Here is a 26,582-nt window from a genome sequence, read left to right as displayed (position 1 = left end):
TTGCCTCAGATTAAAAGTATTGTTGTGGATTTTAAAATCTGTGAAAATCATTTTAATCTGTGGATGTTAATTTGGTTTCACGCAGATCTTGCAGATTTATGCAGATTAAAATAAATCTGTAAGATCTGCTAAAATCATTTAAAAATCTGCGTGAAATAAATTTGTGAAAATTTGTGTAATTTGTGGCTAAAAAAAAGCCCTGCATAAAATGCAAGGCTTCAATAACCAATCAATTAATTAATTAATTAAATCTAATCTAAACCAAAAGATTAAGCTTGTTTTACAAATTGTAATTCAATGTTCAAACGAACTTCTTCTCCAACTAAAACGCCTCCAGTTTCAAGAGCTGAGTTCCAGTTTAAACCCCAATCTTTACGATTAATTTTCCCTTCTATGCTTAGACCAACTTTTGTATTTCCCCAAGGATCAGTCATAGTTCCGCTAAATTCTACTGGGAATTTTACAGTTTTAGAAACACCTTTAATGTTTAAATCTCCAGTTAATTCATATTCCCCATCGTTGATTTTTTTGAAAGATGAAGCTTTGAAAGCTAATTTTGGATGATTTTCAGCATCAAAGAAATCTCCGCTTCTTAAATGCCCGTCTCTGTCTGCATTTGCAGTATCGATAGAAGCGATATCTCCTGAAAATTCGATGTCAGCATTTTCGAAGTTATCTCCATTTGTAGTGATTGTAGCATCGTATGTTCCAAATTTTCCTGAAACATTTGTAAACATCATGTGTTTAACTTTAAAACCAATTTCTGAGTGAGTTGGGTCAATTGACCATTTTGTAGTTGCCATAATTTTATTTTTAAATAATTAATTTGTTTCATTTTGATAGGACAAAGTTACGGTGACAGTTATCTCGAAGCACTTAACCTAGATTAAGAAATGAAATGTGAATTAGGTTTTTGCTATTTGTTTTCCCGCAGATAAAGCAGATTTATATTTTTATAATCTCCTGAATCTGCAACCCGAGCGACAGCGAACAGACGAAGCAAATCTGCGAGAGGCTTTTGCCTTTTTCAAGTTAAAAGCTATCCAATTATTCAAGTTACAAAAAAAAGAAACGATAATAATCTGATTTACAGATTTATTATCGTTTTAAAGTACAGGTAAAAAATATTTTTTACGAATTAATAATTCATTGGAACATCCATTAATAAAAATTCAGCATCTGTATTTGCTTTAATATTCAAAACATCAGTTCCAGAAATTCCAACCGCATCACGAGTATTTAATTCCTGACCGTTGATGGTTACATTTCCTTTTAAAACGAAAGCATAAACTCCGTTTCCTTCTTTTTTAATTTTATATTCGGTAGAAACTCCAGAATCGAAATTTCCCATGTTGAACCAAGCGTCTTGATGAATCCAAACACCTTCGTCATCTGCATTTGGAGATAAAACCTGAGACAATTTATTGTGTCTGTCGGCAACATCCAAAGTAATTTGCTGGTAACGTGGCGTAACATTTCTTTTGTTTGGAAACAACCAAATCTGTAACAGCTTAGTCTGTTGATCTGCATTTGGGTTAAACTCACTATGCTGAATTCCAGTTCCGGCACTCATTACCTGAATGTCACCGTTTTTAATTACTTCGGTATTTCCCATACTGTCTTTGTGAGCCAAATCACCTTCTAACGGAATCGTAATGATTTCCATGTTATCGTGAGGATGTGTTCCAAATCCCATTCCGGCAGCAATTGTGTCGTCATTTAAAACACGAAGCGCGCCAAACTGAATTCTATCTGGATTGTACCAGCTTGCAAAGCTAAAACTATGATAAGCATTCAACCATCCGTGATTTGCATTTCCTCTTGACTCTGCTTTGTGCAATACTATATTTTCCATGATTTTGTCTTTTATCGATTTTGATAGTACAAAGATACGGTCAAGGTCAAAGAAAAGCACTTAATGTAGATTAAGAAAAGAATCTAAGATTTTTTGTTTAAGAGAAATTGTAGAAGTTATTAAAAAGAAAGCCACGAATTCACGAATTTTTATTCTCAAAGATTATAAAAAAATAATTCGTGAATTGCTTCGCCCGTTCGCTATCGCTCGGGTCGTGGCGGAAAATCTTATTTCTTCAAAAGCCTTGCTTTCATTTTGCTGAAAAATTCGGGTGTTACGCCAATGAAAGAAGCGATTTGTTTTTGAGGAATTTTGTGGACCAATGTCCCATATTTTTTGGTAAATTTCTCGAAACGTTCTTCAGCAGGCAAACTCAAATTGTCCATTAGACGTTGTTGATTTGCTACTAAAGAATTCTCAATCAAAATCCTGAAGAAACGTTCCAGTTTTGGAATTTCAAGATACAATTGTTCTTGATTTTCTTTGGATAAAGAAACAACTTCGGCTTCTTCCAAAACTTCAATAAAAAGCTGTCCTGGTTTCTGCGAAAAAAAACTGTACATATCGCTCATCCACCAGCCTTCGCAGGCAAATGAAAGCACATGTTCGACAATATTATCATTGATGTTGAAACTTCTTAAAATACCAGAATTTACAAAATACGAGTGTTTGCAGACTTCGCCGGCATTCAATAAAAGTGTTTTGGCTTTGTAAGTGTTGGTTTCTAGTTTAGATAAAAAAAGTGCCTGTTCTTCTAGTGTCAGAGAAACGTGTTTGGCAATGTTTTCTAGTATTAATGCCATTATTTTTTATCTTCTATTAAAGTGAATGAAGTAGCGATAAACCGGTTTCCTTTGATTTCTCCCGTTACAGAAGCTTTTCTTATGGCGTTACAAAACCCGTCTTTAGCGTGTGCGTCACCGTGTTCGTCAATTTTTGTTCCGTCAACAAAATACGATTTTCCGTCAATACGAACAGCTAAATCACAGCTTTCACCTTTCATTCCGAATTGACATTCTCCGCAAGAAGCTTCAACAATTGTAGGCTTTTCAAATTTCTTTTTGCTTTGTGCTTGCGCTGAAATTCCAATAAATAGGAAAATCATAAATATAAGTTTTTTCATTTTTTAAGAATTTACAGTTATTAATTTTGCGGTTTCTTTGGCACGTTCTGTTACTTCGTTAATCGGAGTAGAAAGTGTATCGTGGCTCAAAATAACTCCCATTCTTCGGTAAGGTCGTGAAGTCGGTTTACCAAAAATTCTGAAATCGGTTTTTGGAAGAGATGCCACTTTTTCAATTCCGCTAAAAGTTGGATTTGTAGAATCTTCTGATGCTAAAATTACGGCACTTGCTCCAGCTTTTTCTAAAGTAATTTCGAAAATTGGAAGACTTAAGATTGCTCTTAAATGCAATTCAAATTCGTTGAAATTCTGCGTTCCAGCTAAAGTTACCATTCCAGTATCATGAGGACGTGGAGAAAGTTCAGAGAAATAAACCCCTTCATTCGTCAAGAAAAATTCAACGCCAAAAAGTCCGGCACCGCCAAGTGCTTCGGTAATTTTTTCGGACATATCCTGCGCTTCGTATAAGTCTTTCTCTGAGACTAAAGCCGGCTGCCAGCTTTCCTGATAATCGCCTCTTTCTTGTCTGTGGCCAATTGGCGAGCAGAATAATGTTGGATTACCATTTTGAGTAATCGTTAAAAGTGTAATTTCTGAATCAAAATTGACAAAAGCTTCTACAATAACTTCGATAACATCACCACGCGAACCCGCAACAGCATATTGCCATGCTTTTTCAATATCGCTTTCTGTTTTGATTGTCGATTGTCCTTTTCCAGACGAAGACATTAAAGGTTTTACCACGCATGGAATTCCGACTTCCTGAACAGCTTTTTGTAATTCTTCAACTGAAGTTGCGTATTGATATTTGGCTGTTCTTAAACCTAATTCTTTTGAAGCTAAATCACGAATTGCTTTACGATTCATAGTAAAGTTTGCCGCTTTCGCTGAAGGAACAACCGTGATTCCTTGTTTCTCGTAATCGTAAAAACGTTCGGTGCGAATGGCTTCTATTTCTGGAACAATGAAATCTGGTTTATGTTTAGCTACGATTCGGTCAAGGGCTTCGCCGTCGAGCATATTGATAACTTCAAAACCGTGTGCAACTTGCATCGCTGGTGCATTTTCGTAACTGTCAACTGCAATTATGGTTTGTCCGATTCGTTGTGCGGCGATGACAAATTCTTTGCCTAATTCGCCTGAACCAAGAAGTAGTATTTTCATTTTGTTTGATTTAAAGTTTGGGTGTTTTGGCTTGCTTTTACAATGATTAAACTGCTTATGAAAGTTAGAATCATCAATACGAATGACAGAAATAAAATCATTAGTATTGAGAATAAAATTTGATAAGGAATTTGTGACTTAAATACTGATGAAATTCCGTTTACGAATAATCCAATTACATATATTATAAAAAGTGCGATTATAATTTTTGAACTTACTCCAAAAGAAAATTGGGTGCAAGCTTTGAGATAACGAATTTGATTTAATGATGGATTTATTTTTTTTGCGGTATGCCAAAATAGAAAAACTATAAACAATGGAAACAAAATCCCCCAGAAAATTGGATTCCAAAAAATGCCAAAATCACATATTTGAATGCATTGAAAAATAAAATAGCTTTCGGAAAAAATTAAAAAAGGAAAAAAAGAGGTCACAAAAATCCCAGCAATAATTGCATGTTTTTGTATGTTGTTTTTTGATTCCATTTAAAATTATTTAGAGAGTAAAGATAAATAAAATGAGATTTATTCTCACGCAGATTTTGCAGATTCGGCAGATTTAATTTAATAATCAACTTACGTTTTAGATAAAGTAACCATGCAGTTTGTCATTTCGACGAAGGAGAAATCTCCACAAGTAACTCCGTTCCAATAAGCCAATCTTTGTAGAGTTACTCGCGAAGATTTGCTTCGCCTGTTCGCTATCGCTCGAGTCTCCTTTGTCAGAAATGACAAGATTGAGGAAATTGTAATTATAAACGCTCTTATAAAACCGTTTGCGTGAGGGATAGAAGTGGAAAGCCCACAGCCGTGAGGAACGAACAGGCGAGGACTTGTAACGGATAGCCCGACCCGGAGGGACACGCCCAAAATAAAAAACCGATACTTATTTTAAAAAGTATCGGTTTGTATATTAATGAAAATGATCTTCTTCAATCTCGAATTCGGCATCTTTTTCCCAGATTTCCATTTCACAGGGTTTGCAGTTGAATTTTAATTTATATTCAAGTTCTCCCTGTTTCAATACCAAAGGTTCTTTTACCTTAACTCCCACAATATCTTTTTGGTGAATCGGACATTTTTTTAATTCGTATTTGATGCAATATTTTGTTGTCATTACACGAGATTTTCCTGGATCCCATTGTAATTCGAATGCTTTTTCGATTTCGGTAACACCATGGCGTTCGTAGAATTTACGAGCGGTTTTGTTCGAAACATTGTACATGAAATCCAATTTGGTTTCAGGATACGGATGTGACGTTTTAACTAATTGGTGTTCTTCACGTTTGTAATTTGCCAGACGAATTTCTGATAATTGTTCGTAAACGGTTCTTCTCATTTCGTTAATTTTTGAAATAGGAAGAAACCAGTTTTGAGAGAACATAACATTAATTTCATCTGCGCTGTAAGGTGTGAAACCTGTTTTTGCCAATTGAATTTTAATGTTTTCTTCGATTGATTCGCCAGTTTTTGTCTGCTCTTTTGAGTGTTCCAAAATAACTGTACTTACGTTTCCGTCTTCGTCGGTTGCGATTAATTCAAAACCGTTTTCGTTTTCGGTAAGTAATAAAGTAGTTCCGATTTTACGGATGGCGCTGTCTTCTCTTTCTACAATTTTGATGAAAGCGATATCGTTATTACGGTAAATGAAAGTTCCGTCTTTGATTTCTTTTAAAACGTTTGGATATACTTTTCCGTTTTCGGCTTTGTTTACGTAGATTCCGTCAGCTTCATTATTTTCGTTGATGAAGCAAAGTCCGTCGCCGTTGTTTAATAATTCGCCATTTTCTATTTCGTAAGCGTTTCCAACAGTTCTAATTAATTTACCAATATATTGACCTTTTGATTTTGGGCTTTCCCAAGAACCAATACTAGCGTGTCTTTCGTTTACGAAATAATCGGTATAACCACGATTGAAAGTTCTGCTTAATGTAGAGTCGAAAGTGTAAGTACATTTTCCAGAAGAAGCTTTAATGTATTTATCGCTTCCTTCTAAATAACTGTCTAATTTCTGACGCAAATAAGATACGTTGTTTTTAACGTAAGCCACATCTTTTAATCTTCCTTCGATTTTGAAAGAAACGATTCCCGCTTCAATTAAATTCGGAATCTGATCAGAAACATCTAAATCTTTTATCGAAAGCAAGTGACTGTTTTTGATTAAAGTTTCTCCGTTTCCGTCGATTAAATTATAAGGTAAACGACAATTTTGAGCGCAAGAACCACGGTTAGCGCTTCGTTCTCCGTTTGCCACACTCATATAACAGTTTCCACTAAAGGATACACATAAAGCTCCGGTTACGAAAAACTCTAATTCGACATCAGCTTCGTCGTAAATTGTTTTAATTTGATGCAAGTTTAATTCACGCGCTAAAACAACACGTTTGATTCCGGCATCTTTTAAGAATTTAATTTTATCTGCGTCACGATTATTAGCTTGTGTGCTGGCGTGAAGCACGATAGGAGGCAAGTCCATTTCCATAATCGCCATATCTTGAATAATCAGGGCATCGACACCAATATCGTATAACTCCCAAATCATGGCACGACACGTTTCTAATTCGTTGTCGTATAAAATGGTATTCATTACCACAAAAACCTGAGCGTTAAATAAGTGCGCATATTTTACTAATGCCGCAACATCTTCAATTGAATTGTTGGCATTAGAACGTGCTCCAAATTGTGGCGCACCAATATATACGGCATCTGCACCGCTGTTAATAGCTGCCATTCCGCCGATTAAATCTCTTGCTGGAGCTAATATTTCTATTTTCTTCTTCATTTCTAAAACTTTAGCCTTTTGTGGTATTCACGAAAAAAAGTGTGCAAAGGTCTAATAAATTATTTGAGTTTGCTAGAGATGAAGCGATTTTTTTGAATTTGTTAACTTAATATGGAATGATATCGTACAACGTATTAAAATCCGCTGCTATAAAATGAATCGTTCCTTTGAAACTTGATTCTGTATCTACCATTTTCCTAATGTCAAGGAAATGGTTTATTTAAGTTCAAAATAAAAAAACCGCCCAATCCGAAGATTGAGCAGTTTTCAAAAAAAAGCATGAATCGATCGATCGACTAATTTGCTCTCATTTTAATTTGTGATAATGTATTTTGAATACTGTTCAATTGTTTTGAAACAACAGAAACCTGATTGTATTCTAAATGGTTTTCTTCTAGTGCTGTTTTGTATTTTTCAATTGCTGCTTCTTCTCCAGTAATACAGGCATTGATGATTGCTTCGGTATCTCCGCCAGTAAAAGCCGATTTAATGTCAATCCAAGTGCGGTGTAAAGCTCCTAATGGTCCGCCTCCAGAAGTGTCTGTTGATTTTCCAAGTTTGTTGATTTCGTCTTGTAGCTCTACGATAAATAAGGCTCTTTCTCGGGCATATTCCAGAAAATCAGTTTTCATTGCAGGGTTTTCTACATGTTCTGCTGCATTTGTATATCCCAATTTTCCATCTTCAAGAATTGAAATTAATCCTTCTAAAGTTTTAACTGCTTCTTTTGTGGTTTCATCTGTATGTATCATGACTAATAGTTTTTAAATTAATACATTACAAAGTTTGCAATTTATAAGGTGCTTTGTTTTACAGGATTACAATTGGCATTTTATAATATTGTGGAATGGGGATTTTGAAAGTTTTGATTTAAGTTTCACGCAGATCTAGCAGATTTAAACAGATTTTTTCTTTTGAAAATGATATATCTCACTTACCGTTTGCGTGAGGGATTACTTCACATATATTTATTTGTTATAGGAGTTCAGTGAATATATTTGAGGCGGTATCCTTTTATGAAGCGGAGCGGAATAAAAGATATAGCCGAAAGCCCGACCCGGAGGGACACGCCCAAAATATGCCCATAAAAAAAACAGCTTAAAGTATAAAAGTGATGAAACTTTTGAACCTTAAGCCGTTTTAATAAAACTTAGAATATTGTTATGCAGTCAAAGCTTCTTTGATTCTGCGTAATGCTTCTTTTAAAATATCGTTGCTTGTTGCATAAGAGAAACGAATACAGTTTGGATTTCCGAAAGCATCTCCGGTTACGGTTGCTACGTTTGCCTCTGCTAGAAGATACATCGAAACGTCGTTTGCATCTTTAATTTCGTGTCCTTTTAACGTTTTTCCGAAGAAAGAAGAAACGTCTGGGAATACGTAAAATGCTCCTTCTGGAACGTTGATCTTTACGCCTGGAATTTCTTTTAATAATTCAACTACTAAATCTCTACGACCGTGGAAAGCTTGAACCATTTCGTTTAATACGCTTGGGTCAGCATCTACAGCTGTGATTGTAGCTCTTTGTGCCACAGAATTTGCTCCAGATGTTACTTGTCCTTGAATTTTTGTACATGCTTTTGCGATGAATTCCGGAGCTCCGATGTAACCAATTCTGTATCCTGTCATGGCAAATGCTTTTGCAACTCCGTTTACAGTGATGGTTTTTTCTAACATTCCTGGGATAGAACCGATGCTGCAGAAAGTTCCTGAGAAATTGATGTGCTCATAAATTTCGTCAGCAACTACGTAAATATTTGGATGTTTTTCTAACACTTTAGCCAATGCTGTTAATTCTTCTCTGCTGTAAACAGATCCAGATGGATTACATGGAGAAGAAAACCACATCATTTTTGTTTTTGGTGTGATTGCCGCTTCTAATTGCTCTGGAGTGATTTTGAAATCTGTTTCAACAGAAGTCGGAACCTCAACAGGAACTCCGCCAGATAGTTTTACGATTTCGAAGTAAGAAACCCAGTATGGTGCTGGTAAAATAACCTCGTCACCATCGTTTAACATTACTTGTGCAATGTTGTATAAAGATTGTTTTGCTCCTGTAGAAACTACGATTTGAGATGGTTTGTACTCTAAATCATTGTCTCTTTTGAATTTTCTGCAGATAGCCTCTTTCAAATCTTGGTATCCGTCAACTGGAGAATAAGTGCTGTAGTTGTCGTCGATTGCTTTTTTTGCAGCTTCTTTGATGAAGTCTGGTGTATTGAAATCTGGCTCACCTAAACTTAAGCTGATAATGTCTTTTCCTTGTGCTTTTAATTCTCTTGCCAAAGCGGCCATTGCTAATGTCTGCGAAGTCGCAAGATTGTTGATTCTGTCCGAAAGAATATGATTCATTATAAAAATTTTGAATGTCCTTAACGTGTTGTGTTGATTAAGGAAGGTTATTATTAATAGATTTTTTTAGTTTTTAAACTGCTAATTCTGGTTTCATTCCCAAATCACGCAAGTGCTTAAAGTGAGCAATAACAGCACTTCGCATGGTTTTGTATTCATAATAAGGCAAGTTGCATTCTTTTGCAGTTTCTTTTACAATTTTTGCAATTTTACCATAATGAATATGACTGATATTTGGAAAAATATGATGTTCGATTTGATGGTTTAATCCACCTGTATACCAGTTTACAATCGCGTTTTTCGGAGCAAAATTGGTAGTAGTGTATAGTTGGTGAATAGCCCACGTATTGTCCATTTCTCCTAAATCGTTTGGAGTTGGGTTTGTAGTGTGGTCAACAACGTGTGCTAGCTGAAACACAATACTTAAGATTAATCCAGCTGTGTAATGCATTGCAAAGAATCCAATAAGAACTTTCCACCATGTAATTCCAATTACCATTGGTAAAACAATCCAAATTGACACATAAATCATTTTAGTAATGATTAATGTTGTCCAGAGGATTTTAGGATTTTTCGGTTCTCCGTACGATAATTTTCTTTTTAAGTAGTTTCTCATTTGCTTAAAATCGGTTGTTAAAGCCCAATTGAAAGTCAGCAAACCGTATAAGAAAACAGAATAATAATGTTGAAAACGATGAAAACGATGCCATTCTGCATGTTCTGTAAAACGTATGATTCGTCCTGCATCTAAATCTTCGTCATGCCCAGGAATATTGGTGTAAGTATGGTGTAAAACGTTGTGCTGTACCTGCCAGTTGTAAACGTTTCCTGCTAAAACATAGATAGTACCGCCCATGAATTTATTAATCCAATTTTTGTTAGAATAAGAACCATGGTTACCATCGTGCATTACATTCATTCCAACGCCAGCCATTCCGATTCCCATTACTATCGATAAAAGCAACATTACCCAAAAAGGCATATTAAGTGTAAGGATTAAAAAGTATGGAGTTAAGAATACAGCAAAAAGAATAACTGCTTTTAAATGTAGTTTCCAGTTTCCGGTTTTCTGAATATTATTTTCTTTGAAATAATTGTTTACCCGAGAGTTAAGTGTTCTGAAAAACTTCAGATTATCTTGTCTTGCAAATGTAGGCGCTGTCTTATTCATAATTATTTTAAATAGTTTTCAAAGGTAATTATTATAAATTTTCAATTTGCAAAATTGAGTTAAATATTTCAATCGTAAAGTAGTACTTTTGTTAAAAATTTACAGCAATGGATGAGATATTGAAATATTTTCCCAATTTGACCGATCTTCAAATTGAACAATTTCAAAAATTAGACTTTTTATACCACGATTGGAATGAAAAAATCAATGTGATTTCTAGAAAAGATATTGATTCATTATATACAAAACACATTTTGCACTCTTTAGGAATTGCCAAAGTAATGAAATTCGAACCAGGAACAACAGTTTTAGATGTTGGAACAGGTGGAGGTTTTCCTGGAATTCCGTTAGCGATTCTTTTTCCTGAAACACGTTTTTACTTAATTGATGTTATCGCCAAAAAAATAAAAGTGGTTCAAGGAGTTGTTGATGCATTAGAATTAAAAAATGTAAAAGCAGAACAAAAACGAGCAGAACTCGTAAAAGGTGATTTCGATTTTATCGTGAGCCGCGCCGTAACCAATATGCCAGATTTTGTTTCTTGGATACATGATAAGATTAAAAAACAGCATAAGCATAAATTAAAAAACGGAATTCTTTATTTGAAAGGTGGAGATTTGGCAGAGGAACTAAAAGATTTTCCGAATGCAACCTTATATGATTTGGCAGATTATTTTGAAGATGAATTCTTTGAAACTAAAAAAGTAGTGCATCTTCCTTTAAAGTTTAAACCCTAAAAACAAATAACCCGGATAGAGTAATGATCTTCCGGGTTATTTTTTGAACAAATAAAAACTATTAAAAACTAAGAATGTATTCTTGAAAGATTTAGAAAGGGGTTTGCTTGATAATTTAAATTGTCAATAAAACCATGTATTGCATTTTCTGAAGCTTCATTGCTGGCCTTAAATTCAGAATCAAAGAAAAAGTCACGGCATATTAATGGTTCGTTTGAAGAATCGTAAATGGCTTCGTCCATTTCCTCAGAATCTGCGTTCTGATATTCACAAGGATATAAACAGATTAGGTCTACAATAATATGGTTAAACCATTGGTCAAAAACTTTCTTTTTAGGAGTGATGTGACGGGCTAGAAGTACTAATCCGATAAGTTCGTTCTGTAGGTAATAGGAGCCTTTTCTATACAAACTATCAATCATTCTAACATTCATATGCGCAATCCATAGTGGTCCATTTACACTTCCTGAAGCTGGAATCTCAAAATCAGTATCAAATAATAATGGCTTAGTTTGTTCTGGACTTTCTACAGAGCACCAAAGCGCTTCAATACGTTTTTGGGTGTCGTTTGTGACTTTTGTATATCCGGTAAAACGCCAATAAACCCATTCTAACAAAGCAGCTGTTAGTCCAATAGAGGCTTTATGGTTAATTTGTATTAATAGGTTTTCTAGATCCTCATTTTTTTCGAAAGGATCCAGTAATTCGTTTATTTTCTTTTTATTCCATTTAAAATCAATTGCGTGGCCAATACCTTTTGATTCTAAAATTATTTTAGGAACATTGTTCAGATTTCTCATAGACTTTAATTATTTAGATTTTATTAATTTATTTTCATGAGACAAAGGTATTGTGATGTTTTTTTTTGAAACGGAACAAGAAGTTTTTAAAATATTAAAATAAGCTTTTTTGAATGCCTATCTTGCTGGTAATCAATAAAATAAGAAAATTACTACAAAATATTCTAAAGGTTGTTTTTTAAAGCGAATAATTTGTTTTTTTAAGCTTCGTTTTAGTTACCTAATTAAAAAACTGTCCAAAACGAATTTCAAAAAGAAGCAAAAAGAAAAGCCGAATCTTTCTAAAAAGATTCGGCTTTTTATGTAGACAGATTTCAAAACTTGAAACCTGAACTTTGAACAAAAAATTAACCTAAGAAAGGATATCTGTAATCTTCTGGAGTTACAAATGTTTCTTTGATAGTTCTTGGAGAAGCCCAACGCAATAAGTTTAATGCAGAACCAGCTTTGTCGTTAGTTCCAGATGCTCTTGCTCCACCAAATGGCTGCATTCCAACAACGGCTCCAGTTGGTTTGTCGTTGATGTAAAAGTTACCAGCAGAATTCTGTAATTTGATAGTCGCCACTTCAATCGCATAACGATCCTGGCTGAAAACTGCTCCAGTCAAAGCATACTCAGAAGTAGTATCAACTAATTCTAAAGTCTCCTCCCATTTAGCATCTTCGTAAACATAAATCGTGATAACTGGTCCAAACAACTCAGTTTCCATTGTAGTATATTTTGGGTTTGTCGTTACAATAACCGTTGGCTCAATAAAGTATCCAACAGATTTATCGTAGTTACCTCCAACGATAATTTCAGCATCAGCATCTTTTTTCGCTTGGTCGATATAACTAGCTAATTTGTCAAAAGAACCTTCGTGAATTACTGCTGTAATGAAGTTTCCGAAATCTTCTGGAGAACCCATTTTCATCGACTTTACATCAGCAATCAATTGCTCTTTTACAGCTGGCCATAAACTTTGCGGAATATAAGCTCTAGAAGCTGCAGAACATTTTTGTCCTTGGAATTCAAATGCTCCACGAGTAATTCCTGTAACTACTTGTTTTACGTTTGCGCTTGGGTGAGCGATGATAAAATCTTTACCTCCAGTTTCACCAACGATTCTTGGGTAAGTTTTGTAATTGTGAATGTTTGCTCCAATTTTAGCCCAAATATCTTTAAATACGTGAGTTGAACCTGTAAAGTGAACACCAGCAAAATCACGGCTTGCTAAAACAGTATCTGTAATCATTAAAGCATCACCAAAAACTACGTTGATAACACCGTCTGGAACTCCAGCTTCTTTGAAAACATCCAAAATGATTTTAGTTGAAAATACTTGACTATCACTTGGTTTCCAAACTACAACGTTACCCATCATTGCAGCACTTGCAGGAAGATTTGCGGCAATAGCAGTAAAGTTAAATGGAGTGATAGCGTAAACAAAACCTTCAAGAGGTCTGTATTCTACACGGTTCCAAACAGAAGAATCTGATTTTGGCTGATCGTTGTAGATTTGAGTCATAAACTCAACATTGTATCTTAAGAAGTCGATTAATTCGCAAGAAGCATCGATTTCTGCTTGATGAATATTTTTAGATTGACCAATCATAGTTGCTGCGTTGATACGAGCTCTGTATGGTCCTGCGATAAGTTCAGCAGCTTTTAAGAAAATAGCAGCACGCTGTTCCCATGCCAAGTTTGCCCATTTGGTTCTTGCTTCAAGAGCGTTGGCAATCGCGCTTTCGATATGTTGTTTTTCAGCTAAATGATATTTTCCAACAACATGCTGGTGATCATGAGGAGCTGTAATATTTTTTGTATTTCCAGTTCTGATTTCTTCGCTTCCAATATATAAAGGAACGTCAATTTGAGAATTCCACATGGTGGTATAAGCAGCCAGAACAGCAGCTTTTTCTGGGGAGTTTGGAGCATAGCCTTTTACGGGCTCATTTACCGCTTTAGGTACATTAAAGAATCCTTTTAACATGGGATAAATTATTTTATAATTACGAATTGTTTGATTTTTCACAAAAGTACAAATGATAATCCGATTTTATCACAATGCAATATTAAAAAGTTGTAATTTAATAAACTAATTGAATGAAGTTGTAAAACAGCTCAATGTTTAAAAGTTTAAATTTGAGTTAGTTCTGAAAAGAATGTTTTAACGCTACTACTATGAAAATCCCTCTTCTGGTTTTTAATGATAAAGGCATTTACTGCCAGCAGGCCGACGTGTATCTCGATCCGTGGAAACCAATAAAAAATGCCATCATTACACACGGGCATTCTGATCATGCTCGTTGGGGACATCAAAATTATATTACACATCATACCAATATTCCTATTATACGTCATCGACTGGGTGAAATAAATGTTACCGGAAAAGAATGGGGAGAGACTTTTGTAATCAATAATGTGAAGTTTTCATTGCATCCCGCAGGACACATTATCGGAAGTTCTCAGGTCAGAGTAGAACATAAAGGAGAAGTTTGGGTTTTTACAGGCGATTATAAAACCGAAGACGACGGGATTGCAACTCCATACGAAACGGTTAAATGCCATACTTTTATAACCGAATGTACTTTTGGCCTACCCGCTTTCAACTGGGCACCGCAAGCCGAGGTAATTTCAGAAATCAATAATTGGTGGGCAGAGAATAAAGCGGAAGGAAGAGCTTCTATTTTGTTTGGCTATTCTTTAGGAAAAGCGCAAAGACTTTTAAAATACTTGGATACAGACATTGGTAAAATTTACACACATGGCGCAATAGAAAATATGACAAACGTTCTGCGTCCGATGGTCTATTTTCCTCCAACCGAACTGATCACTAAAGAAACCAAAAGAGAGGCTCTTTTAGGAAATATAGTTTTGGCACCTCCAAGTGCCCACGGAAGCATCTGGATCAGAAAAATGACTCCTTTTGTAACTGGCTCTGCCAGCGGATGGATGGCTTTTAGAGGTGCACGCCGCAGACGAGCAATAGACAAAGGATTTGTATTAAGCGACCATTGTGACTGGCATGCTTTACTCGAAAGCATAAAAGCGACGGGAGCAGAGCGTGTAATTTGTACACACGGTTATACCGATATTTTTGCTAAATATTTAAGAGAATTAGGTTACGATGCAAGAACCGAAAAAACGCAATATGAAGGTGAATCTGCAGAAATGGAAAAAGCTGAGTTCGATCAGGAAACCCCAATCGTTTCTGAATAATAAATGTAGATGAAAAATTTCGCCCAACTTATAAAAACACTGGACAGCTCCAATAAGACAAACGTAAAAGTAGATGCGCTGACGACTTATTTTAAGAATGCATCGCCTGAGGATAAAGTCTGGACAATCGCGATTCTGTCGCATCGTCGTCCGCCAAGGCCTGTCAATACTACTTTGTTGCGTCTTTGGGCCAATGAATTAGCGAATATTCCATTGTGGTTGTTTGAAGAAAGCTATCATATTGTAGGCGATTTAGCGGAAACCATCGCATTGATTATCCCAACCACAAAAGAACATTCTGATAAAAGTTTAACGGAATTCTTGCAAGAAATAATTGCTTTGAAAAGAAAAACAGATTCGGAGAAAAAAGAATATTTGCACGAAAACTGGAAAACGCTTAATTACTATGAAAGGTTTGTTTTTACGAAACTAATTACCGGAAGTTTTAGAATCGGCGTAAGCCAAAAATTAATGACAAGAGCTTTATCAAAAGCAGAAAATGTTGATGAAGATGCTTTGGCTTATAAATTAATGGGAAATTGGAATCCGAATACAATCACATTTCAAGAATTGATTTTGGATGAAAAAAGCTCAGATTATTTGTCAAAGCCTTATCCTTTTTATCTTGCCTATCCAATTGAAGGAGAAATTGAAGCTTTAGGAAATCCCGAAGATTGGTCTATTGAACACAAATGGGACGGCATTCGTTCGCAGACAATCATTCGTGATAATGAAATTTATGTCTGGTCAAGAGGCGAGGAGCTGGTGACAGACAAGTATCCGGAGTTTCAGGCTTTCGTTGGATTAATTCCAAACGGAACCGTAATAGATGCCGAAATTTTGGCTTTTCCATCCAATCAAATTGGAACATTTAATGATTTGCAGACAAGAATAGGACGAAAAACCATCTCGGCAAATCTGCTCGAAAAAGTCCCCGTTATTTTAAAAGCATACGATATTTTAGAATGGGAAGGCCAAGATGTTCGAAGTTTAGCTTACTGCGAAAGAAGAGCTTTACTCGAAAGTTTGTATGAAAATATAAAAGAATTAAATACGCCATTCCGCCTTTCAGAAAGAGTTTCGCTAAAAACTTGGGAAGATGTTGCCAATGAGCGAATGCGTGCCCGCGAAATGCGAAGCGAAGGTTTGATGCTAAAACGAAATACATCGCCGTATCAAGTGGGAAGAAAAAAAGGCGATTGGTGGAAATGGAAAATAGAACCGCTAACCATCGATGCTGTTTTGACCTATGCCATGCGCGGTCATGGGCGAAGATCGAACTTGTTTACCGATTATACTTTTGCGCTTTGGCAGACCAATGAAAATGGTGAAAAAGAACTGGTAACATTCGCAAAAGCCTATTCTGGTTTAACTGATGCCGAATTTAGACGTGTAGACGATTTTATAAAAAAGAATACGTTAGAACGTTTTGGTCCTGTTAGAAGCGTCACGCCTCAATTGGTTTTTGAAATTGGTTTTGAAGGAATTTCACTTTCTAAAAGGCATAAAAGTGGCGTGGCAACACGATTTCCGAGAATTTTAAGATGGCGTCACGACAAGAAAATCGAAGATGCCAATTCGATTGAAGATTTAAAAAATATGATTTCGTAAAAAGTGACAAAGAAACAAAGCGACAAAGAGACAAAGCAAAAAAGAAAAACCTTTGAATCTCTGAACCTTTGCAACTTTGAACCTAAAAAAAAATGAATAGAGAAGAGCTATATACAATTGCCGAAAACTGGTTCAAAAGTCAGGGCTGGAAATCTTTTCCGTTCCAAAATCAGACTTGGACCGCTTTTCTGCAAGGCAAAAATGGTTTGCTGAACGCACCGACAGGAAGCGGCAAAACCTATGCCTTGTGGTTTCCGATAGTTCTCGATTACATAAAAAAAAATCCCGATTATAATACTAAACATAAGCCTGGATTAAAGGCAATATGGATTACGCCACTGCGAGCACTTTCGGTAGAAATCAAACAGGCAGCTGAACGAATTATTGAAGATTTAGATTTGCAGTTAACTGTCGGAATCAGGTCTGGTGATACTTCGCAAAGCGAAAGGGCAAAACAGAAAAATAAAATGCCGGATTTGCTAATTACAACTCCCGAAAGTTTACAACTGCTTCTCGCAACCAAAGAATATCCTAAAACTTTTGCCAACTGCGGTGCAATTGTGGTGGACGAATGGCATGAATTGCTCGGTACTAAACGTGGCGTCCAAATGGAACTGGCGCTTTCGCGTTTAAAAAGCATTGCTCCTGAAATGCGTATTTGGGGAATTTCGGCAACCATCGGCAATCTCGAATTAGCACGTCAGGTTTTGTTAGGACCCGATTCTGAGGCTTATCAAAATTCGGTTCTTATAAAGGCACACATCAATAAAAAAATAAAAATAGAATCGATTCTTCCGGATAAAATGGAAACTTACCCATGGCGCGGTCACATGGGGTTGCATTTAATCGATGAAGTTGCGAAAATTATCAGAAAGAGCAAGACGACTTTGATTTTTACGAATGTCCGTTCTGCCTGTGAAATCTGGTATCAGGCGATTTTAGAAAAATATCCTGAATTTGCTGGAGAAATGGCAATGCATCATGGAAGCATAAGCCGTGAAATTCGTTTATGGGTCGAAAGCGCTATTCGGAATGAAGAATTAAAAGTCGTAGTCTGCACTTCGAGTCTTGATTTGGGTGTCGATTTTGCGCCTGTTGAAACCATTATTCAAATTGGCGGACCAAAAGGTGTTGCTCGCTTTCTTCAAAGAGCCGGACGAAGTGGACACCAGCCCGGAAAAGAAAGCGTGATTTATTTTCTCGCCACGCACGCAATGGAATTGATTGAAGCTTCGGCATTAAAAAAAGCTGTTGCAAAAACGGTTGTCGAAGATAGAATGCCCTATTTAAACAGTTGGGACGTTTTGGTTCAATACTTAAACACACTCGCTGTTTCTGATGGATTTTTTCCAAACGAAATTTTGGAAGAAATAAAAACAACTTTTTGCTTTCAAAATATAACCAAAGAAAACTGGAACTGGGTTCTGAATTTCATCACAAATGGAAGCCAGAGTCTACAAGCTTATGATGAATTCAAAAAAGTAGAAATTGAAGAAGACGGCCGTTTTAAAATCAACAGTCGTTTTATTGCCATGCATCATCGAATGCAAATAGGAACTATTGTGGGAGATGCTGTTTTGAATGTTAAATTTTTGGGAGGCGGCTTTATCGGTACAATCGAAGAGTGGTTTGCTTCAAAATTACAGCGGGGTGATGTTTTTACTTTCGCCGGAAGGCAGCTTGAGCTTTTTCAGATAAAAAACATGCAGGTTTTGGTGCGTAAAGCCAATCCTAAAAAAACAGCTAAAGTGGTAAGCTGGATGGGCGGACGCATGACGTTATCTGCTCAGATGAGCGAATTGCTGCGAGAAGAATTGTACACAGCCAACACCGAAAACTTGTCACCAGAATTAAAAGCTTTAAAACCTATTTTCGAAAGGCAACGCAAAGAAAGTATCGTTCCCAATAATGATGAGTTCCTGATTGAGACTTTTAAGACCAGAGAAGGTTTTCATGCTATTTTTTATCCTTTTGAAGGTCGTTATGTACACGAAGCCTTGGCAAGTTTAATTTCGTACAGAATCAGTTTGCTTTCACCAATAACCTTTTCGCTGGCGTATAATGATTATGGTTTTGAATTGCTTTCGGATCAGGAAATTGATATGCAAGCTGTTTTTGATAATGATTTGTTTACTACATCTTATGTGCATTATGATTTGCAGAAAAGTCTAAATTCAACCGAAATGGCCCGAAGAAAGTTTCGTGATATTGCTGTTATTGCGGGGTTAGTATTTACAGGAATGCCTGGAAAACCAGTTAAAACCAAACATCTGCAAAGCGGTTCGCAATTGATTTTTGAAGTTTTTCGTGATTATGAGCCTGACAATTTATTATTACAACAGGCTTTTACTGAAACATTCGAGCATCAGTTGGAAGAAGGACGTTTGATTCAGGCATTAGAAAGAATTAACGGCCAGAAAATGGTTTGGAAACAGTGCAAAAAACCAACGCCTTTCAGTTTTCCGATAATTACGGATCGTCTTCGGGAAAAATTATCAAGCGAAACATTACAGGAAAGAATCAAAAAAATGACGGCTAGTTATATGAAATAATACAATCATGACAATTACAATAAATAACCAAAATTTTATTTTACATCCGTGTGGTGCAGCTTTTTGGGAAGAAAAGAAAATGCTTTTAATCTCGGATCTGCATTTGGGTAAGATTGCCCATTTCAGAAAACACGGAATGGCAATTCCTGAAAAAGCTGTTCAGGAAAATTTTAATCGTCTGAAAAATGTTTTAGAATTATTTGATTCAGAAACCATAATTTTTCTAGGAGATTTATTTCACAGCACCATTAATGCCGAATGGGATTTTTTTGAAGAATGGACTAAAACCGTTACACAACAGCTTATTTTGGTAGAAGGGAATCATGATGTCATTTCAAAAAAATATTATGAGGATCTAAATATTGAAATTTATTCAGAACTTATCATAGATGATTTTTTGCTGACGCATCATCCATCTAAAAGAGAAAACTTCTTCAATTTTTGTGGACACATACATCCCGGAATTAAATTGAAAGGATTGGGAAGGCAATTTTTAAGTCTGTCTTGTTTTTTCAGAAAACCAAATCAAATGATTTTCCCTGCATTCGGAGAATTTACAGGCAACTTCAATTTGATTCCAGAAGAAAACGACAAAGTTTACGCGATTGCGAAAAATGAAATAATCGAAATAAAACTAGGATTAATTTAAAGCAAAAGGAGCGCACATTCTAAAAGTAGGAACGATTACTTTGAATGTTTTGGTTGTGGTGAAATTAATCATATTAAAATGACCTTTCATAGCTCCATAAGGAGAAGAAAGCAGACAGCCGGAGCTGTAAGTATGATTTTCACCTGGTTTTAAAACTGGTTTTTTACCAATTACGCCTTCGCCGTCAACTACTTCTAAATCGTTTAAAGAATCAAAAATTTCCCAGTGACGAGAAGTCAGCTGAACAGAATCTTTACTATGATTTTCGATTGTAACTACGTAACTAAAAGCAAAGTGAATCTTGTAGTTCTTGAAGTAAGTACCTTCAAAACTAGTTAAAACTGAAATTTTTATGCCTCTTGTAATTTGAGAAACCATACTAACGTAGTAAATATGTGTGCGTTATAGTTGCAAATCTACAAAAAAAAACCATTCGACCTAAAACCTTAACAATGTTTTAATTGACGATGTTTATTGAATTTGCATTTCCTTTACCGATTACTCTTTGATATCGGTCTGTATTTTCTTTGTAATACACCAAAATAGTGTACTCATTTTCTGTCTGATAAAAGTTTCCATCAATGGCATTTTCATAGTCAATTACACCTTTTCTATCGGCTACAGTGTACTGAAAATTAGTAAATCCCTGTTTGATCATTATCGCTTTTTCGAAAACAGCTTTATCCGTATTATAATCCATTTTATATTCTGGTGAAAGGCTGTAATTGTTGAACATTCCCGTGATATAGATGTCTTTGTTCATTCTAAAAGCTGGCGCCGAAAGCGTAAAATAAACCCAAGCATAATCGGCTTCGATTTCGTTGTTGGAGCCGTTTATGTTTTTAACTACAAAATTTCCGTTTACATCCTGATACAAAGTATAAATCTGATTTCCTCGTGCCTGATTGGTGTAGAGATAAGCATTGTAGATATCATTATTAGAACCGATTCTTCCAACATTATTATTGGCTGCACGGATATCTTTATTTTCAAAATATAAAAATTCATTTCCACCCCAAAATTGGGTTTCGGCATCGTATTTATAAACCAACTGATTTCCAATGGTATATTGCGGTGCAATATTTTTAATGCCAGTATTAAAATTTCCGTTTTGAAACAGAAGCACTTTTACATTTTGTGTCGGAACTTGAAAGGTGATGCTGTTTGAAACAATCGAGAAATCAAGATTTTGTTTGTAGTCGATATTGCTGAGGTTTCGGCTTCTTTTTACCTGAGCTGCAACTGTGCATTGGTCTTCGTATAAAATGAATTTTCTAGAAAAAACAACTTCTTTGTCTTCATTTAAAATTTTCAGCATATAATTTCCCGACAAGCGCAACTGTGTCGCAAACTGATTCGGAAAGGAAAGCTTATAATGCGAATAAACCTGAAGCGTGTTAAAAGAATTAATATATTCGGTAATACGCTGACCGTCAAAACCACGAAGATAATCTGTTTTCGGGATGTCGCTTGGTTTCCAGTTGTAATCGCAATGCGTGATTTCAAAATAATAATTGGCTTCATTTCCAAAAAGATCATCAAACTGAATTTCAAAAGAAGCACCTAATTCAAATATTGGGACAACATTGCTCCCGTTCTGAACAAATGAAACAGTTTTGATGTTATAAGGAGGTTCGATTTCTTTTTCCTGAGCTTTCGCTAATGTGAAAATAAATAGAAAAACAAAACTTGTATATAAAAATTTCGGCATCGCAAATAGGTTGTAAAATTGTAAATATAAGAATTTTATTAAACCTATTGCGATGCCGTATTATTTGGTTTTTGAAAACAATGCTATTAAGAATTCAAAATGTAATCTAAATTCGCTTCAATTTCATCATTAATATAACTTTCTTCAAGAAGCGAATCGGATAACAGTTTTTTGTTTTCTTGAAGTTTGATGATTTTTTCTTCGACCGTATTTTTAGAAATAAAACGAATTACATTCACTTTATTCAGCTGTCCGATTCGGTGCGCTCTCGCTACTCCCTGTTTTTCAGCAAAAGGATTCCACCACGGATCCAGAAACAGTACATACGAAGCTTTTGTAATGTTCAAACCGACTCCACCAGCTTTTAGCGAAATAAAAAACAACAACGGATTCTCTTTCTCCTGAAACATTTTGACCTGTTGCTCTCTTTTATCTGAAGGCGTTTCACCAGTAATTTCGCAGAATTCTATTTTATTTTCTTTGCACCAGTCTGTATAGAAATTCAGGTTGGTAACAAACGAACTGAAAATAATGATTTTCTGTTTTCCTTTTACCAAGCTTTCTAGATAATTCGTAACGGCAATATATTTTCCCGAATCAATTTCAGACTCCTGATCGACCATTTTTGGGTGATTGCTCAGCTGTCTTAATTTCATCAGCGTATTAATAATGCTGATTTTGTCTGGGCTTGAACCATCGGTTTTAAGAAGAGAATTACGAGCTTTTGATTTTTCTTTCTCGTATAATTTTTCCTGTTCCGGATCCATGTCGCAGTAATAAATCTGCTCGGTTAATTCTGGTAAATCTTTTAAAACCTGTTCTTTGGTTCTTCTTAGAATATAAGGCTGGATGAGGTTTTTTAATTCGGTTAAAACTTCTTCATTCTGCTTTTTCTCAATCGGATTTTTAAAATTCTCCATAAAGAAGGCGTAACTGCCTAAAATATCCGGATTGATGAACTGCATCTGCGACCATAAATCATCTAGTGAATTTTCTATTGGTGTACCACTCAACGCAATTTTATGTCCTGTGCTGATTTTATTTATCGCTTTAAAAATCTTCGAATTTTTGTTTTTAATGTATTGACTTTCGTCTAAAATTAAATAGCGAAAATTGTATTTTTCTAAAATTGAAATATCGCGATGAATGATGCTGTAACTTGTAAATATCAAATCTGTCGAATCTAATCGGCTGGCGAGCTGTTTTCTGTCGTTGCCTACGTACTGTATTTTAGAAAAATGAGGCGTAAATTTCGTTGCTTCATTAAACCAGTTAAAAACCAGAGAAGATGGTAAAACGATTAGGGTTTTTAGTGGTTCTCTTTCGACTGTGGTTTCGTTAGCAAACAAATCAAAATTAGTGGTTTTGGTGGTAAAACCCAATTGTTCTTGTACAGCGACAAGAACGGCGAGAGTCTGTAACGTTTTTCCAAGTCCCATGTCGTCGGCAAGACAAGCGCCAAGATTGGAATTAAAATGTCCTAAAAGCCATTTGACACCGTCAATTTGATACGGTCTTAAAGTGGCTTTAAGTAAATCTGATGCATTGTATTCGACATGAGAAATCACTTCATTGTCGATTTCCGAAATTCCGTCCAACGCAGTAAAATTGCTTTTACGCAACAAAAGAGCTCCATTTTCTGTTTTCGCCAGTTTTGCCAGCGAACCGTATTTACTGAACCACTCTAAAGGAATCAGAAAATAATTTCCGTCAGGTAACGCAAAAAGTCTTTCTTTGCTTTTTATGTTTGGAATAATTTCGCTGAAATTGATTTTATAACTGCCAACTGTAATGATGATTTTAATATCAAACCAGTCACCATTGGTGTCTTTTGAAGCCGAAATACTATAATCTTCGGTAATGATTTCCTTGCTTTCGAGTTTCAGGTTCTGAATTGTAAATCCTGAATTTTCAAGCTCTTTTCTGTTCTCTATAACAAATTGAACTGTGGCATAGGAATCATCATTTTCCGTCTCCGAACTTAGTCCAAACAATTCATTTTTTACTTTTGATAAACCAATTTCGTTCAATTTGTCTGTGTACAAAGTTTCGTCAGCACTTCGTTTAAACTGAATTATTTTGGGTTCGTTGGCAATGCTGAAATCTACAAACGAATGTGTTTTTTTTATTTTAGAAGCATCAAACTGATAACCGCTGTAATCAAAATAAAGATTCAGATAATAGCAGTTTTTAAAGAAGTCATAAACTGGCTGCATGGTACAGGAAATGATTTTGTCACGAAGTTCTACCTCGAAACCATCTGCCTCAATATCAATTTTTTTGGCTATTTCTGGAATAAAGCTTTTGAAATAATTATCGACCAATTTTGAAGGAATCTCGATTGATTTTTTCTTTAAAAACGGAGAAAGTTTTTTAGCGTTAAGCTCTTTTAACTGCCCTAATTTTTTATCAATAATCAGCCAGCCGGGTTCGTCTAGAAGAATTTCGACGTTTTTGTTCATTGGAAGAAATACCGTTTCGTTTTCTTTTAAAGAAAGGGTATAAGTAATTCCTTCTTCATGTTTGTCAAAGTGAATCTGCGGCTCAAATTCGAGAGGTACTATACCGACTTTTGAACGATAAAAATCTTTTTCAGGGCCAAGATTAAAAGATAACGGAAATTGTTCTTGTACAATCAAGCTGTAAAAAGAGCTTAAATGAAATTTTAAATGCTGGCGAATTGCAAATTCAATTTTAGAATCTTTCTGCAGATCTGCAATTGTTTTTGCCGATTTGATTTTGGCACTGAACTTTTTAAAAACGAATTCAGGTTTTAAAGATTCGCAAGCGTTTAGTATTTTTTTCGAATTAGAATCTAAATCATCCAAAACAATTCCGAAGCTTTGCATTACGCCAGGACTTGCTTTTTTGTCTAGATATTTAATTTCATCAGTTTTCTCAACAATATAAGCGGTTGGAATATAAGTGTTGAGATTTTTTTCAAAACTGATGTCAAAGCAAAATTGAAATGATTTTGTAGGTTCCAAGATTTAAGAATTTGGTTAGGCTTGTATTTTTGGAATTAGGCTAAAAAATAAAAAGTTTTCAAAATAGGGCAATTCTGAAAACTTTTTAAATGAACTGATGTCACTTATATGTGAAAAAATTAGTTTTCTGGTTTAAAACAAAGCGGAATAATCTCTCCTTTTGCTAAACAGTATTTTTCGACCAATTCTGGTGCAATTTTATTGGTATAATCTTCTTCAATCACGATAAATCCAATGCTTCTCAATTTGTCAAAATAGTCGCGTCCGTAAATGCGTACGTGATCGTATTGACCAAATATTCTAGCGCGTTCTTTTTGGTCTGTAATAGAATCGTCAGCAAAAGTAACTTCTCTGTTCAAATCCTGCGGTATCTGAAGAACAGCCATTCCGCCTGGTTTCAAAACACGAAATAATTCCTGCATTGCTTTAGTATCATCCGGAATATGTTCTAAAACGTGATTACACAAAATCACATCGTATTCGTTGTCTTTAAAAGGCAGATTACAAATGTCTGCTTTTACATCTGCCAAAGGCGAAAATAAATCGGTTGTAGTATAATCAAGATTTTTCTGCTTGCGAAAAAGTTTGTAAAAAGCTTGTTCAGGAGCAAAATGAAGCACTTTTTTAGGCGCTGTAAAAAAATCGGTCTGATCGTTTAAATACAGCCACAATAAGCGGTGTCTTTCTAGCGAAAGCGTACTTGGCGAAAGCACATTATTACGTTGTTTTCCATATCCGTAAGGAAGAAATGACCTAAAACTCTTTCCGTCAATCGGATCAGTAAATTTATTTCCTCTTAAAGATAAAGCCAAAATCGGACGTGCCACATAACTCAAACGAATTAATAAGGGACGTGGGATTGTATTTAAAACTAATTTGAACAGTTTTTTCATGGGGCTATTTCAAAATATTTTTTGTTTTCCTGCAAGGTTTTCAAAACCTTGTTGGTATTTAAGTTTGAAAAAAAACACCTACAAGGTTTTGAAAACTTTGCAGGAGTTCGAATGTTTTTTAAGTTTTTGAATCTCGGCTATAACTACAATACCAAAGGAACTTTTCTAAATTCGTCTTCTTCATTGCTTTCAATTCCTAAAGCTTTGTAGATGTATTTGAAAGTAGATAACAATTCTGGTTTACCGTCGATTAAAGCAACATCATGTTCGAAATGTGCACTTGGTTTTCCGTCTGCAGTCAAAATTGTCCAGCCGTCTTTTAATTGTTTGATGTTTTTTGTCCCCATATTGATCATAGGTTCAATCGCAACCACCATACCTTCTACAAAAAGTTTTCCTCTTCCTTTTTTACCGTAATTTGGCATTTCAGGAGCTTCGTGCATTTTTTGTCCTAAACCATGACCGACAAGTTCACGAACTACTCCGTAACCATGAGATTCGGTATATTTCTGAATTGCATTTCCAACATCTTCAACACGGTTTCCGGCTTTAAATTCGCGGATACCAACATAAAGTGATTCTTTGGTTACTCTTAAAAGTTTTTTTACTTCTGGAGCAACTTCACCAATTTCAAAACTATAAGCGTGGTCGCCGTGATATCCGTTTTTGAATGCGCCGCAGTCAACAGAAATCACATCACCATTTTTTAGAGGGATATTATTCGGAATTCCGTGTACAACTTGAGCGTTCGGGCTCATACATAAAGAATTCGGAAAATCGTATAATCCTAGAAAACTAGGAACTGCACCGTGATCACGAATGAATTCCTCGGCTAATTTGTCAAGATATAATGTAGTGACTCCTTCTTTAATTTCAGAAGCAATCATTCCTAATGTTTTTGATACGATTAAGGCACTTTCGCGCATTAATTCGATTTCCTCTCTGGTTTTCGGGATAATCATATTTTTCAGATTTTCAGTTGGCAAAAGTACAA

At 35.4% G+C, this 26,582-nt stretch carries 22 protein-coding genes; 5 read left to right on the top strand and 17 right to left on the bottom strand.

The window, feature by feature from the left end; all coding sequences use genetic code 11:
• Positions 1–269: 269 nt before the first annotated feature.
• From ACFFLS_RS10960 to ACFFLS_RS10915, 10 genes are all read right to left on the bottom strand, one after another.
• Positions 270–803: a YceI family protein gene (locus ACFFLS_RS10960; RefSeq protein ID WP_379684892.1), complete on the bottom strand. Its 534-nt coding sequence runs from the start codon at positions 801–803 to the stop codon at positions 270–272.
• Positions 804–1,138: 335 nt separating this feature from the next.
• Complete coding sequence (locus tag ACFFLS_RS10955; RefSeq protein ID WP_379684894.1) at positions 1,139–1,855, bottom strand: pirin family protein; 717 nt, start codon at positions 1,853–1,855, stop codon at positions 1,139–1,141.
• A 227-nt stretch (positions 1,856–2,082) separates the two neighbouring features.
• On the bottom strand, positions 2,083–2,658 hold the full coding sequence (locus ACFFLS_RS10950) for a Crp/Fnr family transcriptional regulator (protein ID WP_379684896.1): 576 nt from the start codon (positions 2,656–2,658) through the stop codon (positions 2,083–2,085).
• The gene (locus ACFFLS_RS10945) at positions 2,658–2,978 is read right to left on the bottom strand and encodes a DUF6370 family protein (RefSeq protein WP_379684897.1); all 321 of its coding nucleotides are present in this window, start codon (positions 2,976–2,978) and stop codon (positions 2,658–2,660) included. Before ACFFLS_RS10945 ends, ACFFLS_RS10950 begins: the two co-directional genes overlap by 1 nt.
• 3 nt (positions 2,979–2,981) lie before the next feature.
• Complete coding sequence (gene purT / locus ACFFLS_RS10940) at positions 2,982–4,142, bottom strand: formate-dependent phosphoribosylglycinamide formyltransferase (protein WP_379684898.1); 1,161 nt, start codon at positions 4,140–4,142, stop codon at positions 2,982–2,984.
• Positions 4,139–4,627: a hypothetical protein gene (locus tag ACFFLS_RS10935; protein WP_379684899.1), complete on the bottom strand. Its 489-nt coding sequence runs from the start codon at positions 4,625–4,627 to the stop codon at positions 4,139–4,141. The genes purT and ACFFLS_RS10935 overlap by 4 nt, the downstream gene beginning before the upstream one ends.
• A 427-nt stretch (positions 4,628–5,054) precedes the next feature.
• Positions 5,055–6,923: a peptidase U32 family protein gene (locus ACFFLS_RS10930; protein ID WP_379684900.1), complete on the bottom strand. Its 1,869-nt coding sequence runs from the start codon at positions 6,921–6,923 to the stop codon at positions 5,055–5,057.
• Between the two features lie 296 nt (positions 6,924–7,219).
• Positions 7,220–7,675, bottom strand: coding sequence for a ferritin-like domain-containing protein (locus ACFFLS_RS10925; RefSeq protein ID WP_379684901.1), 456 nt, complete (start codon positions 7,673–7,675; stop codon positions 7,220–7,222).
• Positions 7,676–8,084: 409 nt separating this feature from the next.
• Positions 8,085–9,275: a pyridoxal phosphate-dependent aminotransferase gene (locus ACFFLS_RS10920; protein ID WP_379684902.1), complete on the bottom strand. Its 1,191-nt coding sequence runs from the start codon at positions 9,273–9,275 to the stop codon at positions 8,085–8,087.
• A 73-nt stretch (positions 9,276–9,348) separates the two neighbouring features.
• A complete protein-coding gene (locus tag ACFFLS_RS10915) occupies positions 9,349–10,446 on the bottom strand; it encodes a fatty acid desaturase family protein (RefSeq protein ID WP_379684903.1) in 1,098 nt (365 codons plus the stop codon).
• Between the two features lie 107 nt (positions 10,447–10,553).
• Between ACFFLS_RS10915 and rsmG the strand changes: the two genes are divergently transcribed.
• Positions 10,554–11,183: a 16S rRNA (guanine(527)-N(7))-methyltransferase RsmG gene (rsmG, locus tag ACFFLS_RS10910; protein WP_379684904.1), complete on the top strand. Its 630-nt coding sequence runs from the start codon at positions 10,554–10,556 to the stop codon at positions 11,181–11,183.
• Between the two features lie 68 nt (positions 11,184–11,251).
• Here the strand turns inward: rsmG and ACFFLS_RS10905 are convergent, their stop codons facing one another.
• The gene (locus ACFFLS_RS10905) at positions 11,252–11,983 is read right to left on the bottom strand and encodes a hypothetical protein (RefSeq protein WP_379684905.1); all 732 of its coding nucleotides are present in this window, start codon (positions 11,981–11,983) and stop codon (positions 11,252–11,254) included.
• A gap of 347 nt (positions 11,984–12,330) precedes the next feature.
• Positions 12,331–13,956 (bottom strand): L-glutamate gamma-semialdehyde dehydrogenase, encoded by a 1,626-nt coding sequence (gene pruA, locus ACFFLS_RS10900; RefSeq protein ID WP_379684906.1) that lies wholly within the window; start codon positions 13,954–13,956, stop codon positions 12,331–12,333.
• A 191-nt stretch (positions 13,957–14,147) separates the two neighbouring features.
• Here pruA and ACFFLS_RS10895 point away from each other — a divergent pair, with 191 nt between their 5' ends.
• From ACFFLS_RS10895 to pdeM, 4 genes are all read left to right on the top strand, one after another.
• A complete protein-coding gene (locus ACFFLS_RS10895) occupies positions 14,148–15,185 on the top strand; it encodes a ligase-associated DNA damage response exonuclease (protein WP_379684907.1) in 1,038 nt (345 codons plus the stop codon).
• A gap of 9 nt (positions 15,186–15,194) precedes the next feature.
• Entirely contained in the window at positions 15,195–16,796 is a 1,602-nt protein-coding gene (locus tag ACFFLS_RS10890; protein WP_379684909.1) for an ATP-dependent DNA ligase, read from the top strand.
• 92 nt (positions 16,797–16,888) lie between these two features.
• A complete protein-coding gene (locus tag ACFFLS_RS10885) occupies positions 16,889–19,348 on the top strand; it encodes a ligase-associated DNA damage response DEXH box helicase (protein ID WP_379684910.1) in 2,460 nt (819 codons plus the stop codon).
• A gap of 7 nt (positions 19,349–19,355) precedes the next feature.
• Positions 19,356–19,997 carry a ligase-associated DNA damage response endonuclease PdeM gene (gene pdeM, locus ACFFLS_RS10880; protein WP_379684912.1) on the top strand — a complete coding sequence of 214 codons (642 nt, stop codon included), beginning with the start codon at positions 19,356–19,358 and terminating at the stop codon, positions 19,995–19,997.
• On the opposite strand, the gene apaG is transcribed toward pdeM, so the two are convergent.
• The 5 genes from apaG to map all read right to left on the bottom strand — a co-directional run bounded on the left by apaG (position 19,989) and on the right by map (position 26,550).
• The gene (gene apaG, locus ACFFLS_RS10875; RefSeq protein ID WP_008467225.1) at positions 19,989–20,375 is read right to left on the bottom strand and encodes a Co2+/Mg2+ efflux facilitator ApaG/CorD; all 387 of its coding nucleotides are present in this window, start codon (positions 20,373–20,375) and stop codon (positions 19,989–19,991) included. The genes pdeM and apaG overlap by 9 nt on opposite strands.
• Positions 20,376–20,454: 79 nt before the next feature.
• Positions 20,455–21,708 carry a type IX secretion system plug protein gene (locus ACFFLS_RS10870; RefSeq protein ID WP_379684913.1) on the bottom strand — a complete coding sequence of 418 codons (1,254 nt, stop codon included), beginning with the start codon at positions 21,706–21,708 and terminating at the stop codon, positions 20,455–20,457.
• A gap of 86 nt (positions 21,709–21,794) precedes the next feature.
• Positions 21,795–24,695, bottom strand: coding sequence for a DEAD/DEAH box helicase (locus ACFFLS_RS10865; RefSeq protein ID WP_379684915.1), 2,901 nt, complete (start codon positions 24,693–24,695; stop codon positions 21,795–21,797).
• 119 nt (positions 24,696–24,814) lie between these two features.
• Positions 24,815–25,588, bottom strand: a complete 774-nt coding sequence (locus ACFFLS_RS10860) for a methyltransferase domain-containing protein (RefSeq protein ID WP_379684916.1) — start codon at positions 25,586–25,588, stop codon at positions 24,815–24,817.
• 143 nt (positions 25,589–25,731) lie between these two features.
• Positions 25,732–26,550, bottom strand: a complete 819-nt coding sequence (gene map, locus ACFFLS_RS10855; protein WP_379684917.1) for a type I methionyl aminopeptidase — start codon at positions 26,548–26,550, stop codon at positions 25,732–25,734.
• Positions 26,551–26,582: the final 32 nt, after the last annotated feature.

It is taken from the genome of Flavobacterium procerum, from assembly GCF_042431625.1.
GTDB classification, from domain to species: Bacteria; Bacteroidota; Bacteroidia; order Flavobacteriales; family Flavobacteriaceae; genus Flavobacterium; species Flavobacterium procerum.
The sequence above is the reverse complement of the archived record's forward strand: the minus strand, read 5'-3'. Positions and strand labels throughout refer to the sequence as shown.

Coding starts and splice junctions, on each gene's coding strand:
- ACFFLS_RS10960 (WP_379684892.1), bottom strand. CDS start 803: ATGGCAACTACAAAATGGTCAATTGACCCAACTCACTCAGAAATTGGT.
- ACFFLS_RS10955 (WP_379684894.1), bottom strand. CDS start 1,855: ATGGAAAATATAGTATTGCACAAAGCAGAGTCAAGAGGAAATGCAAAT.
- ACFFLS_RS10950 (WP_379684896.1), bottom strand. CDS start 2,658: ATGGCATTAATACTAGAAAACATTGCCAAACACGTTTCTCTGACACTA.
- ACFFLS_RS10945 (WP_379684897.1), bottom strand. CDS start 2,978: ATGAAAAAACTTATATTTATGATTTTCCTATTTATTGGAATTTCAGCG.
- purT (WP_379684898.1), bottom strand. CDS start 4,142: ATGAAAATACTACTTCTTGGTTCAGGCGAATTAGGCAAAGAATTTGTC.
- ACFFLS_RS10935 (WP_379684899.1), bottom strand. CDS start 4,627: ATGGAATCAAAAAACAACATACAAAAACATGCAATTATTGCTGGGATT.
- ACFFLS_RS10930 (WP_379684900.1), bottom strand. CDS start 6,923: ATGAAGAAGAAAATAGAAATATTAGCTCCAGCAAGAGATTTAATCGGC.
- ACFFLS_RS10925 (WP_379684901.1), bottom strand. CDS start 7,675: ATGATACATACAGATGAAACCACAAAAGAAGCAGTTAAAACTTTAGAA.
- ACFFLS_RS10920 (WP_379684902.1), bottom strand. CDS start 9,275: ATGAATCATATTCTTTCGGACAGAATCAACAATCTTGCGACTTCGCAG.
- ACFFLS_RS10915 (WP_379684903.1), bottom strand. CDS start 10,446: ATGAATAAGACAGCGCCTACATTTGCAAGACAAGATAATCTGAAGTTT.
- rsmG (WP_379684904.1), top strand. CDS start 10,554: ATGGATGAGATATTGAAATATTTTCCCAATTTGACCGATCTTCAAATT.
- ACFFLS_RS10905 (WP_379684905.1), bottom strand. CDS start 11,983: ATGAGAAATCTGAACAATGTTCCTAAAATAATTTTAGAATCAAAAGGT.
- pruA (WP_379684906.1), bottom strand. CDS start 13,956: ATGTTAAAAGGATTCTTTAATGTACCTAAAGCGGTAAATGAGCCCGTA.
- ACFFLS_RS10895 (WP_379684907.1), top strand. CDS start 14,148: ATGAAAATCCCTCTTCTGGTTTTTAATGATAAAGGCATTTACTGCCAG.
- ACFFLS_RS10890 (WP_379684909.1), top strand. CDS start 15,195: ATGAAAAATTTCGCCCAACTTATAAAAACACTGGACAGCTCCAATAAG.
- ACFFLS_RS10885 (WP_379684910.1), top strand. CDS start 16,889: ATGAATAGAGAAGAGCTATATACAATTGCCGAAAACTGGTTCAAAAGT.
- pdeM (WP_379684912.1), top strand. CDS start 19,356: ATGACAATTACAATAAATAACCAAAATTTTATTTTACATCCGTGTGGT.
- apaG (WP_008467225.1), bottom strand. CDS start 20,375: ATGGTTTCTCAAATTACAAGAGGCATAAAAATTTCAGTTTTAACTAGT.
- ACFFLS_RS10870 (WP_379684913.1), bottom strand. CDS start 21,708: ATGCCGAAATTTTTATATACAAGTTTTGTTTTTCTATTTATTTTCACA.
- ACFFLS_RS10860 (WP_379684916.1), bottom strand. CDS start 25,588: ATGAAAAAACTGTTCAAATTAGTTTTAAATACAATCCCACGTCCCTTA.
- map (WP_379684917.1), bottom strand. CDS start 26,550: ATGATTATCCCGAAAACCAGAGAGGAAATCGAATTAATGCGCGAAAGT.